Origin of the sequence: Streptomyces sp. NBC_01298, from assembly GCF_035978755.1 — a bacterium.
Lineage (GTDB): Bacteria > Actinomycetota > Actinomycetes > Streptomycetales > Streptomycetaceae > Streptomyces.
In genome coordinates, this window is record NZ_CP108414.1 from 8,551,979 (window position 1) to 8,568,199 (window position 16,221).

General features: G+C 73.4%; 18 protein-coding genes. 11 read left to right on the forward strand and 7 right to left on the reverse strand.

The window, feature by feature from the left end; genetic code table 11:
- Positions 1-10: 10 nt before the first annotated feature.
- Entirely contained in the window at positions 11-1,063 is a 1,053-nt protein-coding gene (locus tag OG730_RS39015; protein ID WP_327308733.1) for a zinc-dependent alcohol dehydrogenase family protein, read from the reverse strand.
- A gap of 108 nt (positions 1,064-1,171) precedes the next feature.
- Between OG730_RS39015 and OG730_RS39020 the strand changes: the two genes are divergently transcribed.
- Together OG730_RS39020 and OG730_RS39025 are read left to right on the forward strand one after the other, a co-directional pair.
- Positions 1,172-1,321 carry a hypothetical protein gene (locus OG730_RS39020; protein WP_327308734.1) on the forward strand — a complete coding sequence of 50 codons (150 nt, stop codon included), beginning with the start codon at positions 1,172-1,174 and terminating at the stop codon, positions 1,319-1,321.
- A gap of 28 nt (positions 1,322-1,349) precedes the next feature.
- On the forward strand, positions 1,350-1,736 hold the full coding sequence (locus OG730_RS39025; protein WP_327308735.1) for a VOC family protein: 387 nt from the start codon (positions 1,350-1,352) through the stop codon (positions 1,734-1,736).
- Here OG730_RS39025 and OG730_RS39030 read toward each other — a convergent pair.
- Complete coding sequence (locus tag OG730_RS39030; RefSeq protein ID WP_327308736.1) at positions 1,733-2,491, reverse strand: DUF4232 domain-containing protein; 759 nt, start codon at positions 2,489-2,491, stop codon at positions 1,733-1,735. The two genes, OG730_RS39025 and OG730_RS39030, sit on opposite strands and share 4 nt — an antisense overlap.
- 207 nt (positions 2,492-2,698) lie before the next feature.
- Here OG730_RS39030 and OG730_RS39035 point away from each other — a divergent pair, with 207 nt between their 5' ends.
- The 3 genes from OG730_RS39035 to OG730_RS39045 all read left to right on the forward strand — a co-directional run bounded on the left by OG730_RS39035 (position 2,699) and on the right by OG730_RS39045 (position 5,208).
- Positions 2,699-3,100: a hypothetical protein gene (locus OG730_RS39035; protein ID WP_327309591.1), complete on the forward strand. Its 402-nt coding sequence runs from the start codon at positions 2,699-2,701 to the stop codon at positions 3,098-3,100.
- A 216-nt stretch (positions 3,101-3,316) separates the two neighbouring features.
- Complete coding sequence (locus OG730_RS39040; protein ID WP_327308737.1) at positions 3,317-4,039, forward strand: hypothetical protein; 723 nt, start codon at positions 3,317-3,319, stop codon at positions 4,037-4,039.
- A 410-nt stretch (positions 4,040-4,449) separates the two neighbouring features.
- Positions 4,450-5,208: a hypothetical protein gene (locus tag OG730_RS39045; protein ID WP_327308738.1), complete on the forward strand. Its 759-nt coding sequence runs from the start codon at positions 4,450-4,452 to the stop codon at positions 5,206-5,208.
- Positions 5,209-5,261: 53 nt separating this feature from the next.
- Here OG730_RS39045 and OG730_RS39050 read toward each other — a convergent pair whose 3' ends face one another.
- The 3 genes from OG730_RS39050 to OG730_RS39060 form a co-directional block, all read right to left on the reverse strand.
- Entirely contained in the window at positions 5,262-6,503 is a 1,242-nt protein-coding gene (locus OG730_RS39050; protein WP_327308739.1) for a hypothetical protein, read from the reverse strand.
- 235 nt (positions 6,504-6,738) lie between these two features.
- A complete protein-coding gene (locus OG730_RS39055) occupies positions 6,739-7,527 on the reverse strand; it encodes an ATP-grasp domain-containing protein (RefSeq protein ID WP_327308740.1) in 789 nt (262 codons plus the stop codon).
- The gene (locus tag OG730_RS39060; protein WP_327308741.1) at positions 7,524-8,555 is read right to left on the reverse strand and encodes an ATP-grasp domain-containing protein; all 1,032 of its coding nucleotides are present in this window, start codon (positions 8,553-8,555) and stop codon (positions 7,524-7,526) included. The genes OG730_RS39055 and OG730_RS39060 overlap by 4 nt, the downstream gene beginning before the upstream one ends.
- Before the next feature lie 453 nt (positions 8,556-9,008).
- On the opposite strand from OG730_RS39060, the gene OG730_RS39065 reads away from it, so the two are divergent.
- From OG730_RS39065 to OG730_RS39090, 6 genes are all read left to right on the forward strand, one after another.
- Positions 9,009-10,706 carry a sensor histidine kinase gene (locus tag OG730_RS39065; RefSeq protein ID WP_327308742.1) on the forward strand — a complete coding sequence of 566 codons (1,698 nt, stop codon included), beginning with the start codon at positions 9,009-9,011 and terminating at the stop codon, positions 10,704-10,706.
- Positions 10,703-11,104 carry a roadblock/LC7 domain-containing protein gene (locus tag OG730_RS39070; protein ID WP_327250714.1) on the forward strand — a complete coding sequence of 134 codons (402 nt, stop codon included), beginning with the start codon at positions 10,703-10,705 and terminating at the stop codon, positions 11,102-11,104. Before OG730_RS39065 ends, OG730_RS39070 begins: the two co-directional genes overlap by 4 nt.
- Positions 11,101-11,463, forward strand: a complete 363-nt coding sequence (locus OG730_RS39075) for a DUF742 domain-containing protein (RefSeq protein WP_327308743.1) — start codon at positions 11,101-11,103, stop codon at positions 11,461-11,463. The genes OG730_RS39070 and OG730_RS39075 overlap by 4 nt, the downstream gene beginning before the upstream one ends.
- Before the next feature lie 109 nt (positions 11,464-11,572).
- Positions 11,573-12,184, forward strand: coding sequence for a GTP-binding protein (locus OG730_RS39080; RefSeq protein WP_327309592.1), 612 nt, complete (start codon positions 11,573-11,575; stop codon positions 12,182-12,184).
- The gene (locus tag OG730_RS39085; RefSeq protein ID WP_327308744.1) at positions 12,181-13,419 is read left to right on the forward strand and encodes a cytochrome P450; all 1,239 of its coding nucleotides are present in this window, start codon (positions 12,181-12,183) and stop codon (positions 13,417-13,419) included. The genes OG730_RS39080 and OG730_RS39085 overlap by 4 nt, the downstream gene beginning before the upstream one ends.
- Positions 13,416-14,651 (forward strand): cytochrome P450 family protein, encoded by a 1,236-nt coding sequence (locus OG730_RS39090; RefSeq protein WP_327308745.1) that lies wholly within the window; start codon positions 13,416-13,418, stop codon positions 14,649-14,651. Before OG730_RS39085 ends, OG730_RS39090 begins: the two co-directional genes overlap by 4 nt.
- 178 nt (positions 14,652-14,829) lie before the next feature.
- Here the strand turns inward: OG730_RS39090 and OG730_RS39095 are convergent, their stop codons facing one another.
- Together OG730_RS39095 and OG730_RS39100 are read right to left on the reverse strand one after the other, a co-directional pair.
- Positions 14,830-15,552, reverse strand: coding sequence for a zf-HC2 domain-containing protein (locus OG730_RS39095; RefSeq protein WP_327308746.1), 723 nt, complete (start codon positions 15,550-15,552; stop codon positions 14,830-14,832).
- The gene (locus OG730_RS39100; RefSeq protein ID WP_327308747.1) at positions 15,549-16,130 is read right to left on the reverse strand and encodes a sigma-70 family RNA polymerase sigma factor; all 582 of its coding nucleotides are present in this window, start codon (positions 16,128-16,130) and stop codon (positions 15,549-15,551) included. Before OG730_RS39100 ends, OG730_RS39095 begins: the two co-directional genes overlap by 4 nt.
- Between the last annotated feature and the right edge of the window lie 91 nt (positions 16,131-16,221).

Sequence of the window (16,221 nt, forward strand, 5' to 3'; positions counted from 1 at the left end):
GTGTTCCGGCTCAGCTCCGCGCGTCGGCCCCCGGCCGGATGATCGTGATTCCGCGTCCCGGCGCCGTCCCCATCGCCGCCAGCGCGGCCGGCGCCCCGTCCAGGGGGATGGTGGAGGTGACCAGCAGGTCCGGCCGCAGCGCCCCGGAGCGGACCAGTTCCATCATCGGCGGGTACGCGTGGGCGGCCATCCCGTGGCTGCCGAGGATCTCCAGCTCCCAGCCGATGACCCGTTCCATCGGGAGCGCCGCGGCCCCCTGCGCCGCCGGAAGCAGCCCGACCTGTACGTGCCGTCCGCGCCGGCGCAGCCCGGCCACCGACGCCGCCGTCGTGGCCGGGGAACCCAGCGCGTCGAGCGACAGGTGCGCACCGCCGCGCGTCACCTCCCGTACCGCCTCGGCCGCGTCGACCCGCCCCGGATCCACACAGTGCGCGGCTCCGAAGGACCGAGCCAGCTCCAGCGCCGCCGGCGCGGTGTCCACGGCCACCACCCGGGCTCCCGCCGCCACCGCGATCATCACGGCCGACAGCCCCACCCCGCCGCAGCCGTGTACGGCGACCCACTCGCCCGGCGCCACCCGCCCCTGCGCGACGACGGCCCGGAAGGCCGTCGCGAACCGGCAGCCCAGCCCGGCCGCGGTGTCGTACGAGAGCTCCTCGGGCACCGCCACCAGGTTGACGTCGGCATGCTCCAGGGCCACGTACTCGGCGAAGGACCCCCAGTGCGTGAAACCCGGCTGCGTCTGCCGGGCGCACACCTGTTGCTGCCCCGCGGCGCACTCGGCGCAGCTGCCGCAGGCGCAGACGAACGGCACCGTCACCCGGTCCCCGGTGCGCCAGTTGGCGACTCCCGGGCCCACCGCCACGACCACCCCGGCCAGTTCGTGGCCGGGCACGTGCGGGAGCGTGATGTCGGGGTCGTGCCCCATCCACCCGTGCCAGTCGCTGCGGCACAGCCCCGTCGCCTCGACCCGTACGACCACGCCACCGGCGGCCGGCACCGGATCGGCCACGTCCCGCACCTCGCCGGGCTCCCCGTACCGCTCGAACACCACCGCGCGCATGCCGACCGCCTCCACTCGCCTGATCCGTTCGACCCGGGCTCACTTGTCGGCCCCGGGCACGGATGCGAAGCTGCCGGGACGACCACCACAGACCATCAGGGGGACATCATGAACCGCAAGACGACCGGCAGGACGGCCCACAGGCGCGCCGCGGCCGCCGCCGTATCCGTGCTGCTCGCCCTCACCGTCACGGCCATCGGCGCGAGCGCGTCGGCGTACGCGGCCGCGGGCGACAAGAAGGTCGAGGTCATCAAGTAGCTCGTGGCCGGTCCGTACACTGGCGGGCATGGTAAGCCGCATCAGTGAGCTGGTCATCGACTGCGTCGACCCCGAGCGCCTCGCCGGGTTCTGGAGCGAGGTGCTGGGCTACGTGGAGCTCTCCCGGGAGGACGACGGGAGCATCGAGATCGGGCCGCCCGGTCCCGGCTTCGGAGGTCCGCAGCCCACCCTCGTGCTCAGCCCGAGCAGCGATCCGCGCAGGGGCAAGCTCCGCCTGCACATCGACGTGAGTCCGGTCGACCGGGACCAGGACGCCGAGCTGGAGCGCCTGCTCGCGCTCGGCGCCCGTCCGGCGGACGTCGGCCAGACGGGCGCCGAGAGCTGGCACACCCTGGCCGACCCGGAGGGCAACGAGTTCTGCCTGCTGCGCACCCGCCTGAAGCCCCTGACCTAGGACGGCTTGGCGGAGGACCAGGCGGTGACGGTCACCTTGTCGTCGCAGAAGGCGAACACGCCGTCGTCCATGGCGATCTGGTGCTTCCCGGCGCCGAGTACGCCGATGACCACCGTCGGGTAGGAGCCCGGGGTCGCGCCGGACGCGCAGTAGCCGTCGGCCTCGCCCTGGACCTGGACGAAGGTGAGCTTCGTCCAGGCGCGGGCGCCCGGGGCCAGCATCACGTTGGTGGCGGCGGGGCCGGTGTGGGTGGTGGCCAGCGGCTTGTTCTTCTCCGGCGAGCCGTTGCCGGCCGCCGCGACCGTCGGGTACCCGTACACCTTGCAGGGGGCGCTGGACGTGTTGGTGACGGAGACGACGGCGGCCCCCGTTCCCGTGCCGGACGGGCGGACGTCTGTCTGGTGCCCCTCGGAGACCTTGACGTCGTCGACCGAACAGGGCTTCTGCGGCCCGCCGGTCCCACCACTCCCGCCGGTCCCACCACTCCCTCCGGTCCCACCACTCCCGCCGGAGGTGGAGCCGCCCGCGGACGCCGCACCTCCCGTGGAACCGGCGCTCCCGGCCCCGCTCGTGGTCCCGCCCTTGTCGCCGCCGCTGGGCGTGGCCCCGGCCGGCTGCGAGGCCGCGCCCGGCGCCGACGGGGCGGCGGCACCGCCGCCGTCGCCGGTCGGCGTGCAGCCCGCCATCAGAGCGGCGGCCGCCAGGACCGTCGCCAGGGCCGCCGCGGTCCGGCTGATGCCTGCTGTGTGCTGCATTGGGTGCTCCCCGAGGTTCACGACCGGTACCACACCGGCACTCACGTGCACGTACACGGGCCACTGCCCCGAGCAGGTTCCCGCCGCACACCGCTGTGGCGCTTCCGTGACGCGCCCATGACGAAGCCGGATCACCCCACCGCCGTACAGGCCGGACCAGGCAGCCTTGGATCCGTCGGCCGACGCCTTCTGTCAGTCCTCCGCGGCATGATGACCGCGGTGAATACCACGATGCTCATAGACGTCTGGATGCGGCTTCTCTCCGACCCTCGCAAGTCCTGGGTCCTGTTCGAACAGGGCACTTGTGTCGTGCTGACCGATCCGGATGGAGAGCTTGCCGGGCAGGCCACCGAAATCCTGAAGGAGTTCGGCCCGGCGCATGCCGGATCTTCGGCAGGGGACTTCGGGGTGATCGACCTCCAGGACGCAGATGGTTGGGTCGTCACCGGGCACCACAACGACGTCCTCACCTATGTTGGCCCTGATGAGCCGCAAGATCACTCGGAGATCTCTGTCGGGCTCCTCGGTCGTTCCAAGCGCCATCGGGACGGCACCGAACTCCACGTCGTCCACGTCGAGGACAAGCGAAGGCCGGCTGACCCGGCTTGAGCGGCCACTGGGACGTACTCCCAGGCGTAACGAGGTGCGTCGATCCGGGGGTGGGGTGAGACCACGAGCGTGGTGGTGCCGGCGGCTCGCCGAGAACACACCAGCTTAGGCCCGACGGGTGTGCGCTCGTGCTCCGTTAGTGGATTCACCGATCCGCACCAGGCCTTCCGACTACCGTCGGAGGGGTCGTTCCGGGGGTCGTCGAAGGAGGGGCTGATGCCGGTGATCGCGGTGGGGTTCCGCCTGGGCCGTGCCGTCGTTGGGCGGCAGGTGACGGTTCTCCTCACGGAGTCCGGTGTGCTGCACCGCTCCCACGGCGTGTACGGGCAGCCGCCAGAGCTCGATCCGCCGAAGCCGCCGCCGCGTCAGCCGCGCCCCGACCCGTCGTGGAGCACGGGCCAGCACATCCTGGCGGGACCGATCAGCGCTCTGCGGGAGCACCACGCGACAGCCACCGAGCGGGGCTACACCGAGGTGCTCATCGCACCCGCGTGCGTGCGCGTCGACGTGGAGGAGCATCCGCCGCCTCCGACCGGCAAGCGCCGCGGGCGGCCGCACCCGGAGCTGACCAACGCCTTCATCGGGACCGCGCCCGGAACTCCAGGGACCCTCGACGCCGCCGTCGACGAGTTCCGTACGCTTCTCGGCCTGCCCGTCCGGCCGGGGACCGTCACCGGGCAGCTCCGCCGGACCCCCGTCCCGCCCCGGAGCGACGCCATGCTGCGCACCCTCGCCCACGGCACGGCGATCACCTCGCCCGAGCGCTTCCCCGTGGGCTGGATCGTCACGCCTCAGGGAGTCACCCTGCGCGCCGGCCGGACGGCCGAATCCCTCGACCGTCCGGCCGTACTCGAACTACAGGCCGCGCTCACGGCCTGGCTGCGCCTCACCCAGCCGCCCACAGGGCCGTCCGTACGGGGCTCAGGGCTCCGGCCGTGACCGAAGGGGACCAGGGCTGAGCCGCTGGTAGGGCGACGCGCGGTGTCCTGCCCGGTGGCAGCCTGTCCGGGGCCCCGAGCGGGAGACTGCCGCCCATGGACCTGGACTCGGTGATGGTGGAGCTGACCGCGGTACGCCCGGCGGATTTCACCGTGGCACGGAACGCGCACGCGGCTCAGGCCCGGGAGGCCGGTAAGCGGGAGCTAGGCCGTCTCTTTCGGATCTTGCCTGGCCCGCGCCGCCCGGCACCGCACCTCGCCGCGCTGCCGGGGCACCCGAGTACGTCCAGTACGCGGGAGCCCCGGCAGCGCGCCGAGGCACGGCACCGGACGACGCGGGCCTGACCGGCAAGATCCGAAAGAGACGGCCTAGCCGCCGCGATCTCCGGACTGCGCAAGCCGACCGTCGCGGTGTGGACCGCCGGACTGCCGGCCCGCCTCCGGCCCGAGGAGACCCGCCAGTTCCTCCAGCTCGGCGAGGCACTGCGCGGTGCGCACCGGACGCTGGACGGCGCACAGCTGCGGAAGCTGTCGCACGATCAGCATGCGGTGATCGGCGGCCTCGCGGCCATGGCGCGCTCACTGGCCGCCGAGGCCGGCCAGACCGTGAGCAAGCCCGTGCTCCACGAGGTCGAGCAGATCCTCCACGCGGTCCTCGCCGACGGTGACGTCGCCGCGCGATGGGCGGCGGGCCGGCTGACGAAGGCTCCGGACGGCGTGGTCGGCTTCACCGGCCTGGAACCGCTCCCCGGTGCTGCTCCGCCCCGGCCGGAGGCGGCGGCGGCCCGACCGGCCGGCCCGGAGTCACGACGGACCCGGACAGCGGGTGCGGGCGGGCGGGAGGGGCAGGCCCGGCGTGAGCGTGCGGAGGCAGCCCGGGCGTCCGCCCGGGCCTCCGCACGGGCGGAGTTCGCCGAAGCCCGGACCGAGGCGGACCGCCTGCGTGCCGCACAGGACGCGGCACAGGAGCTGTCGGACGGTGCGGCGGCCGAGGTGTCCGCGATCGAGGAGGAGATGAGGACCGTCCGCGAGCGGCTGGAGGCGGCGACCAGGGCGCGTGCGGATGCCGCCGCCGGCTTGCGCGAGGCCGGGCGGGCGGCCGCGAAGGCGCGGCGGCGGGCGGAGAGCGCCGCACGGAAGGCCGAGAAGCTCGGCGGTGCCAAGGAGTGAGTCGAAGGGGTGGGTCGCCGGACCGGCGATCGGCCTCGGCCGCCCGGATCGCATCAGGCCGAACGAGAGGTGGTGGCGATGGCCAGTCGCGTGCGCGCGGCGGCCCTGACCTCCGTGGTCTCCATCGGGTCGTCGCGCAGCGTCGCGATCCGCTCCCGGGTCTCGGGGCGGTCCGGTGCGTGGGCGATGCCCAGCAGCCGGGTCCGTTCCTCGCAGTCCCAGAGGGACTCGGTATGGGTGGTGTCGAGGTCGCAGGGGTCGATGACGGCGAGCGCCCGCAGGTAGTCGGCCCGCTCGTAGGAGTGTGGGGTGTGCAGCCAGAGCCGGCGCAGCACGGGGGCGGCTTCGGCCGCGGCGGCGCCGAAGAGGGCGAGCCGGTTCGCCGTCACGTCGGGGCCGCACCAATCCCCGTTCCGCCACTGCTCGGAGAGTTCGGCCAGGAGTCCCGGCAGTGCTTCGGGGCCGGGATGATCGGCCAGGACGTCCTTCCCCATCCGAGACAACCACTCGCGTCCGTCCGATGCCCACTCCCGGGCGGCCGGCACCGCACGGGGTCCGAGGCGGTTGACGGCCCGCCGCAGGCGGGGCAGCGGCCTGCGGCCGTCCGCGGTGCCGAGTGAGGGAACGAGAGGGATCAGGGCCTCGGTTGGCTCCCGGACGTTAAGCGCCCGCAGCGCGTCGATCTTCGTGTAGCCGTCGGTGTCGTCGGTGCCGTCGGCGGCCAGCAGGGCGAGCAGTTCCTCTTCGCGCAGAGCCTCCAGTGACGGCCGCGGAGCGAACGGGGAATCCCGCGCCTCGATCCCGAACCGGGTCCACACCTCGGAAGCCGACGGAAGGTCTCCCTCCCCACCGATCCGGCCCCGCGCGACATCGCCCAGATCGTCCCACCACTCGGCCGGCCACTCCGTCGAAACCGACTCCAGTACGCGGACCCAGTGCTCGCCCTCCCGGACGTAGGCCCGAAGCCCCTCACGGGCTTCCTCCGAGCCCGCCAGGGCCAGCAGCTCGAGCACCGAGGAGGCGCGCGACCACTCCTCCTCGTTCCCCGCGAGCTGATCGACGACCGGCGTCGGCGACAGGTCCAAGTCCCGGAGCAGCCGGGCCAGGTAGAGGGCGCGGGAGTCCGACTGATCCCACTTCCAGTCCCGCCGGATCCCGTCGTACACGAACGGTGCGGCGGCCGCCGGGTTCTGCGCGGCGCGCACCGCGCCCAGGCCGCGGCCGCGCTGCAGCAGCCCTTCGAGGCAGTCGGGGGCTGCATGGGGCGGTGTGCGGGTCTCGTCGTCACGGCTCATCACCGCGCACCCTGCCCGACCAGGGGTGCGCCCGTCCAAGCGATATCGCCGTTCCGTTTCACGGCATCACCTAGGCCGTCTCTTTCGGATCTTGTCGGCCGAGCTCGTGGCGTCTGGTGCCGTGCCTGGGCGTGCTGTCGGGGCGCTCGCGTACTGGGCGTACGTGGTCGCCTCGGCAGTGCGGCCAGGCGCGGTGCCAGGCGTCGCGGGCCCGGCAAGATCCGAAAGAGACGGCCTAGCCCTTGGCGCGGTTCAGGGTCAGGGCAGCCAGGGCCTCGGGGGCGCCCGGCTGGTCGCGGATGCCGGGGAAGGCGTTGACGTCCACGATGAGGGGGGAGCCGTCGGCGGTGGCGATGATGTCGACGCCGTAGACGTCCAGGGAGTAGACCTCGCCGACCCGGCGGGTCAGATCCGACCATCCCTCCGGGAGGCGGGGCAGGGGGAGGGTCGGGCCGCGGCCTTCCGGGGAGAGTTCGGAGCGGCGCAGGGCCGCGAAGACGCGGTCTCCGATCGCCCAGAGTTTGTGGTCCCAGCCGCTGTTCGGGGCGAAGGCCTGTATCACCACGGGCTCGTCGGGCCAGGACCCGGCCAACTCCCCGAGGCGGACCGTGTCGTCGACCCGGGCCACGAGGTCCCCGCGGCGGCTGTGGCGGCTCTTGACGACAACGGGGGAGCCCGGTGAGGCGTCGGCCGCCCACCGTGCGAGGGGGCCGACGGTACGGGTCCGCGCGAACGGCAGCCCGGACCGGACGGCCAGCTCCGCCATCAGGGTGCGGTCCTGGCAGAGCGTGGTGGCCGCGGCGGAGTTCACCACCGGCGCCCCGAGCCGTTCCAGGCGCCGGGCCAGTTCCAGGCCGGACGGGGTGTGCGCCTTGAGGAGGTACGCGTCCGCCGGGGCTCCGAGGGCCGCGTCCGGTGCGCCGGGATCCAGCAGCTCCACTCCGTGCCCGGCGGCCCGGAGGAGGCCGGCCGTCGCCGAGAGCAGCGGATGCCCGGGGTTGTCCGTGATCAGGCCGATCCTCATACGGGCTCTCCCGTGGGGGCCGCCGGACCAACGGCCGCCGGAGCAACGGCCACCGGAGCAACGGCCACCGGGGCAACGGCCGCCGGGGTGCCGGCCGTTGGCGTGACAGCCCCCGGAGCAGCGGTCGTTGTGGCCGCCGTGGCCTGGACGGGGATCGACACGGTCCGGCCGGGCCACTGCGCGAGGGCGGACCCGGCTTCGGGGCAGGGCCGTGAACCGGCGCCCCGCGCGAGGCCCAGTACCGCGCGGGCCACCCGGGCCGCCGCGTCCGGGACCTGACGGAAGCTCGGGAAGTCGTTCACGTCCACGACCACCGGCCCGTCGGGCCCCAGCAGCACGTCCACCCCGTACAGGTCGAGGCCGTAGACCTCCCCGACCCGCGCGCCGATCTCCGCGATCTCCGCGGACAGCGGGACGAGGCGCTCCGGGACGGAGCTGTCCGGATGCAGGGGAGAGCGGCGCTCCGTGGCGAAGAGCTCGCCGCCGACCGCGTACACCTTGAGGTCGGTGCCCGAGTTCGGGACGTACGGCTGGGCGACGAGCATGCCCTCGCCGGCGAGTTCGGGGAGCAGCAAGGCCAGCCGCTGCGGCGAGGAGACCAGGTGGACGGCGCGCCCGGAGCTGCCGTCGGAGGGTTTGACGACCAGCGGGTACTCCGACGCCGGGATCTGCGCCAGCAGCTCCGGCCGGGCCACCGCGTAGGTCGGCGGCAGCGGCAGTCCCCGGCCGCGCCCGATGGCGGCGGCCAGCGCCTTGTCCCGTACGCCCCGGATGGCGCGGGCGTCGTTGACGGTGGTCGCGCCGGCCGCGGCGGCGGCTTCGAGCAGGGTCAGTCCGGGCCCGCCGGACACCGTCTTGAGGACCCAGGCGTCATGGGCTCCGGCATCCACGGCCTCGCTCATCCGCAGCAGCGAGCCCCCGGGCCGCAGCACGTCCACCCGGTGGCCCCAGGCCTTCAGTTGCCGGACCACCTCGTTCGGCATGCCGTCGTGTCGATAGTGCTCCTCCACCAGGAAGCAGAGCCTCATGGACCTTCCCCATATTCCCCGGACGTCCGCCGATCCCGTCCGGCGAGTTGTGACGTCACAGGATGTCATGGGCCGCAATGTGATGATCGGTCCGTGTCCGCGGCAACCCGCGAGGTCGGCGCGGGGGCGGGTTTCGCCTCAGCCGGTCGCCCTCCCGTCGCCCGTCGGTGGTCTGCCCGTCGCCCTCCCGTCGTCCGTCGGTCGCCCTCCCGTCGTCCGGTATCCGGCCGGATTCCGCCCGGTCGCCGTCCGGCCACCGAGACGCGGGTGGGCCGGGTGGCGTGAGCTCGCGATTTCCCTTCCGGCCAAAGGGCGACAGAAGGACCCTTACCGGTCGCGGTTGAGCGGAAAACTTGTCAGAGGCTGCCCAAATCGATCAACAACTCTCCTATAGTGATGCCTCGTTGCCAGGAACCTTCTCCTCCATTTACGCCCGGTATGAGGCTTTGATTGATGACGGCGTCGCCCTCCCCCCTTCGCCCCTCCGCGCTGGCCCTGCTGATCACCGCAGTCGCCGGCGGCGCGCTCACCACGGCGGCGGTGGCCGCGGCCCCGTCGTCCATCGCCACCGCCCTCGGCTGGTTCGCCGGCGCGGGCGTCCTCTTGCTAGCGGTATCGGCCTTCGCCGTGACCTGGTGCCTGCGCACCTCCCGGGTCCAGCGCGGCCGGATCACCGCACTGGGCGCCGAACTGGCCGCCCGTGACGGGCACATCGCCCGGCTGATCGCCGACGCGACCCGTGACGCGGCCGCGCACACCGCCGAACGCTCCCGCCTCACCGGCGAACACGCCGCGGTACTGGACCGGCTGACCGCCGACCACGCCGCCGCGCTGGAGCACCTGACGGGCGCGCACTCCGCCGAACTCGACGGACTGGCCGCCGCCCAGAACACCTCCCGCGAACGGCTCGGCGCGGAGCTGCGCCGAGCCGAGTCGGGCCGGGCCGCCGCCATGGCCGCGGCCGCCAACGCCGCCGGACGCATGCAGGCGCTGGCCACCGGCATGCTCGCCGACCTGCGCGACATGGAGCACCGGCACGCCGACGAGGACGTCCTCGGCGACCTGCTCCACCTCGACCACCGCACCGCCCAGGCCGGCCGCCTCGCCGACTCCATCGCCGTGCTCACCGGGGCCCGTTCGGGCCGCCGCTGGGCCAAGCCCATCGTCATGGAGTCGATCCTGCGCGGCGCGATGGGCCGCATCGGCGGCTACCAGCGGGTCAGGCTCCACTCCACCAGCGACGCCGCCGTCGCCGGGCACGCGGCCGAGGGCGTCATGCACGCACTCGCCGAACTCCTCGACAACGCCGCCAACTTCTCCCCGCCGACCGCCGAGGTCCACGTCTACGTGGAGGAGGTGCCGTCCGGGATCGTCATCACCGTCGAGGACAGCGGCCTCGTCATGAGCGAGGTCCAGCTGCGCCGCGCCGAGCAGGCCGTGACCGCCGCCTCCCTGGACCTGGCCGGACTGTCCGGCACCCGGCTCGGCCTCGCCGTCGTCGGCCGGCTCGCCCGCAAGCACGGGCTGACCGTCTCCTTCCGGCCCTCCGCCCGCGGCGGTACGGGCGCCCTGATGATGCTCCCGCAGGAGCTGATCAGCCGCACGCCCGCCGAAACCCCCGCCGCGCCGCTCGCCGTCCCGGCGCAGCGGTCGGCCCCGGTCGCGCCGCAGGCCCCCGCCGGGTCCGCGGCTCCCGCCGGGGCCGGGCCCGAGCCCGAGGCCGTGCACGACACCGCCGCCGGTCAGGAAGACACCGTCCGCGCGCAGGACCGTACGGCGGTGGACGGCGGGACCGCGGTCCCCGGCGCAGCCGGCACCGGCACCGGCACCGGGGAAGGCGCCGACTCCGAATCCACCGGCGAGCACCCGCACTTCGGGGACAGCGGCCTGCCCCAGCGCCGTCGCGGCCGGACCCTGGCCGCCGCCCACCCCGAGGGCGCCGACGGCGCGGGCACCGATCCCCGTACGGCCCCGGCCACCGGCTCCGCCCCCGGCGGCGCGTCCCGGTCGGCCGCACGGTTCGGCAGCTTCCGCCAGGCCGTACGAGGCACCGCGACACCGGGCGCGGCAGACGCCGGAGCCCCGGGCGGCCCCGGCGAAGAGCAGCAGCCCGCGCACACCACAGACCCGGAAGGCAACACGCGATCATGACCGGCTTCACCACCGACGAGACGCTCAACTGGCTCCTGGAAGGCCTCCTGGAGCGCACACCGGGCGCCCGCCACGCCCTCGTGCTCTCCCGCGACGGCCTCAAGCTGTGCCGCACGCCCGAGCTCTCCGTCGACCAGGCCGACCAGCTCGCCGCGATCGCCGCCGGCATCCAGAGCCTGTCCCACGGGGCGTCCATCGAGTTCGGCGACGGCACCGGCGGAGTCCGCTCTGCGATGGCCGAGTTCTACGGCGGGATCCTGTTCATCGTCGAGGCCGGCGAGGGGGCGCACCTGGCACTCGTCGCGGGCGAGGACGCCGACGCCGGGCTGGTCGGTCACAACATGTCCGAACTGGTCGAGCAGCTCGGCGAACACCTCATCGCCAGGCCCCGGGGATGAGCCGGACCCGGCCGGGCCGGGACGATTCGCCGGACCGGCTGTACACCCTCACCGGTGGCCGCAGCCGCTCCGGATCCGATGTCTTCGACCTGGTCACCCTGGTCGTCGCCGAAAGCGATCCGGTGCCCGGCATGCAGTCCGAGCACGCCGCGATCCTGCGCATGTGCCAGTTCCCGACGGCCGTCGTGGAGATCGCGGCCGAGCTGGCACTGCCGGTGTCGATCGTACGGATCCTGCTGGCCGACCTGCTCGCCACCGGACGGATCCGCGCCCGGCACCCGCGTACGGCGAACTCGGCGTACAGCTTTACCGACCCCGACATCCTGGAGCAGGTGCTCGTTGGACTCCGCAATCTCTGACGCGACGATCCCCGAAGCCGCGTCGCCGACCCCGGCCGCCGAGTACCGGGCCACCGAGTACCCGGCCGGCGAGTACCGGGCCACCGAACCGGCTCGGCCCCGCCAGGCACTGCGCAGTACGGCCGACAACGGGCTGAAGATCGTCATCGTGGGCGGTTTCGGCGTCGGCAAGACCACGATGGTCCGCTCGGTCAGCGAGATCCGCCCGCTGAACACCGAAGAGACCATGACCAAGGCCGGCGAGGCCGTGGACGACACCCACGGGATCGCCGGGAAGAGCGCCACCACGGTGGCCTTCGACTTCGGGCGCATCACCCTCGACGCCCGCAACGTGCTCTACCTGTTCGGCGCCCCCGGCCAGGAGCGCTTCTGGTTCCTGTGGGACCGGCTGTTCTCCGGCACCCTCGGCGCGGTCGTCCTCGTCGACACCCGGCGCCTGGCGGACTCCTGGTACGCCATCGACCGGCTCGAACACCACGGCACGCCCTTCGTCGTGGCCTGCAACGACTTCGGCGGCCCCGAGCACACCCGGGAGCAGATCCGCGCCGCCCTGGACCTGCCCGACGCCATCCCGCTGGTGTTCTGCGACGCCCGCTCCCGGGAGTCCAGCAAGCAGGTCCTGATCTCCCTCGTCCAGCACCTCCAGACGGCCGCGCTGTCGAGCGACCGGCCGAGTCTTCAGCAGAGCCCCCTGTCCCAGACCCCGGAGCCCACCCCGTGACCTGCCCCGCCGCCCCCGAGCACCAGCCCGTCTATCTCGGCGGCCCCCGGTTCCAGACCGACCCCGCCGAGCTGTACCGCGAGATGCGGCGCGACCACGGCGCCGTCGCCCCGGTCGTCCTCGACGGGGACGTACCGGCCTGGCTGGTCCTCGGCTACCGCGAACTGCACCAGGTCACCAGTGACCCCGTGCTCTTCTCCCGGGACTCCGAGCTGTGGAACCAGTGGGAGCGCATCCCCGCCGACTGGCCGCTGCTCCCGATGATCGGCCGGCGCCAGCCGTCGATCCTCTACACGGTCGGCGAACGCCACCGCGAGCGGGCCGCCGTCATCTCCGAGGCCCTCGAAGCCGTCGACCCCTTCGAACTCAAGGGACACGCCGAGCGGTTCGCCGACGAGCTGATCGACGAACTGTGCGGCAAGGGTTCCTGCGACATCGTGGGGGAGTACGCGATGCTGCTCCCGCTGCGCGTCCTCGCCCGCCTCTACGGGTTCTCCGACGCACAGGGTCCCGGACTCGTGCGCGCCATGAACGACATGATCAACGGGCGGGCGGGCGCCCTGGAGGGCCAACAGCACCTCGCCGAGTCGATGTTCGCGCTGCTCTCCGCCAAACTCGCCGAGCCCGGACCCGACGTGGTCTCGCGGATGCTCGCCAACCGCTCCGGCTTCACCGTGGAGGAGGTCGCGCAGGACCTCATGGTCATGATGGCCGCGGGCCACCAGCCCACCGCCGACTGGATCGGCAACTCCCTGCGCCTCATGCTCACCGACGACCGCTTCGCCGCCTCCCTCGCGGGCGGCCGGCACAGTGTCGGCGAGGCCATGAACGAGGTGCTGTGGGAGGACACCCCCACCCAGAACGTGGCCGGCCGCTGGACCTCGCGCGACACCCACCTGGGCGGACAGCGCATCGCCGGCGGGGACCTCGTCCTGCTCGGCATCGGCGCCGCCAACACGGACCCGCACGTGCGCACCGACGCCGGCGAGCTGACCGGCGGCAACAACGCCTTCTTCTCCTTCGGGCACGGCGAACACCGCTGCCCCTTCCCCGCGCAGGAGGTCGCCGAGGTCATCGCGCGCACCGGCATCGAGGTGCTCCTCGACCGGCTGCCCGACGTGGACCTCGCCGTACCCGCCGGGGACCTGGCCCGCCGCCCCTCGCCCTGGCTCCGCGGCCTCACCACCCTTCCCGTGACCTACACCCCGACCCCCGCCCTTGGAGCGACCCGATGACGTGCCCGATCGACCACTCCGGCCCCGCGGCCATCGTCCTGGACCCCTTCGTCGCCGACCTGGAAGCCGAGAGTGCCGCGCTGCGCGCCGCGGGTCCCCTGGTCCAGGTGGTCCTCCCCGGAGACGTGTCGGTGTACGCCGTCACGCACCACGCCGAGGCTCGCAAGCTGCTCACCGATCCCCGGATCGTCAAGGACATCGACGTGTGGGGCGCCTGGCAGCGCGGCGAGATCCCGATGGACTGGCCGCTGATCGGCCTCGCCAACCCCGGCCGCTCGATGCTCACCGTGGACGGCGAGGACCACCGCCGGCTGCGCACCCTGGTCGCGCAGGCCCTGACCGTGCGCCGGGTCGAGAAGCTGCGCGCCGGCATCGAGGCGCTCACCACCGGGATGCTGGACAAGCTGGCCGCACTCCCGGCCGGTGAGACCGTCGACCTCAAGGCGCAGTTCGCGTACCCGCTGCCGATGAACGTCATCAGCGACCTGATGGGCGTCGACGCCGAGGAACACCCGCGTCTGAAGGCGCTGTTCGAGAAGTTCTTCTCGACGCAGACGCTGCCCGAGGAGGTGCCGCAGATGATGGCGGACCTCGGCGCGCTCTTCTCCCGCATCGTCGAGGCCAAGCGCGAGAACCCGGGCGACGACCTCACCAGCGCCCTCATCGAGGCCTCGGAGGACGGTGACCACCTCACCACCGAGGAGATCACCAACACCCTCCAGCTGATCGTCGCCGCCGGTCACGAGACCACCATCAGCCTGATCGTCAACGCGGTCGTCGCCCTGGAGACCCACCCGGAACAGCGCGACCTGGTCCTCAAGGGCGAGGTCTCCTGGGAGAACGTCATCGAGGAGACCCTGCGCTGGTCCAGCCCCACCTCGCACGTCCTGATCCGCTTCGCCACCGAGGACGTGGAGGTCGGTGACCGGATCCTGCCCAAGGGCGAGGGCCTGATCGTCTCCTTCGGCGCGCTCGGCCGCGACGAGGCCCAGTTCGGCGAGACGGCGGGGGAGTTCGACGCCGCCCGCACCCCGAACCGGCACATCTCCTTCGGCCACGGCCCCCACGTGTGCCCCGGCGCGGCCCTGTCCCGCCTGGAGGCCCTGGTGGCACTCCCGGCGCTCTACGCCCGCTTCCCGGACCTCACCCTGGCCGTCCCGCCGACGGAGCTCCGCAACAAGCCGATCCTCACCCAGAACGACCTCTTCCACCTCCCGGTCCGCCTGGCCTGACCGCCGGTGCCCCGCCCTCCCGGTGCAGGAGGGGGCGGGGCACCGGTTCCGACCGCGGGACTGCGGGACCAGGACCAGGACCAGGACCGCAGGACCGTGGGCGGGGGGAGCCCGGGAGCCGTACGCGCTCCCGGGCTCCGTCGCGTTCGGGCGCGTTCGGCGGCCCGCGCGCGCTCCGTTACGCGGGCATCGGTACCGAGACGAACGGCGTGCCCGACTCGTTCTCCACCAGGACGGCCCGGACGTCCGCCGGGTCCACCGCCGCCGAGCCGTCCAGCGCCGCGCCCTTGCCCTCGCCGTGCTCCGCGGTGCCCACCACCCAGCCGCCCGCGGTGGTGCGCGTACCGTCCCGGGAGACCACGACGATGCGGCAGCGCTCGCCCGCCCGGATCCCCGTCACCGCGGCGTGGACCCTCACCCACTTGGCCGCGGGCGTCACCTGTACGGTCATCCGCGCGCCCGTGCCCGCATCGGTCGCGGAGGCCACCTTGGTCCCCGCCGCGGGCGGCGGGGGCGTGGCCGAGACCGTCGGCAGCGGCCGGGCCTCGACCGTGACGTTGTCCCCGCCCAGCTGCGTGCCGGCCCAGAACACGGCGGTCAGCGAGGCCGCCACGGCCAGCCCCGTGAGGGTGGTCCGGCGCCGGCGCGCTCCGTCGACCTCCTGGCGCATCTGGCGCAGGGTGCGCTGCAGCAGCAGGTCACCGCCCTGCGGCGGACCGTCGAGGAACGCCTCGGGGGGTACCTCGCCCAGCGCCGTCTCCATCTCGCGCAAAGCCGTCACCTCCTGACGGCACTGAACGCAGCCGTCCACGTGTTCCTCGACCCGGCGGACCTCCGCGTCGTCCAGGACGCCGAGTACGTACGGGCCGAGCAGTTCCTCCTCGTGCCGCTGCCCGTTCATGCCACCACCTCCTGCAGTCCGCCGGGCCGCGGAGACGGGCCGCCCGTGCGTGTGCTGTCCCTGAAGACTTCTCTGAGCGCCTTGAGCGCGTAGTGCGAGCGCGATTTCACCGTGCCGGCCGGGATGCCGAGGGTGTCCGCGGCCTCGGCGACGCTCTGCTGGCGGTAGTACAACTCCGTCAGCACGTCGCGGTGTTCCGGCGACAGCCGGTCCAGGGCGCCCAGGACGGTCATCGTGTCCACGACCGCGTCGGCGTGGTCCGCCTCCACCGGCGCATCGGCCGGCGATCCCGACACCTCCGGCGGCCGGGCCGCCTTGGCCCGGTACCGGTCGGTGATGATGTTGCGGGCCACTGTGAGCAGCCAGCCGCGTACGGAACCCTTCCCGTTCACCAGGACCTCGGAGTGGCGCCAGGCCCTGATGAGGGTCTCCTGTACGACGTCCTCGGCCGTGGCACGGTCCCCGGTCAGCCGGGTCGCGTACGCGAGCAGGGCGTGACCGTGCTCCTCGTACACGGACTTGATCAATGCCTCGTCGGTCGAGCCCCGCCGAGTGCGGGGCCACAGTGGTCCGGCCATCTCACCCTCTCCGTCTTCCTCGCTTACGTGGTGCGGTCACAACACGCCACGCACGGCCGCCGGGTTCACGTGACCTGCGTCACCCGGGAGC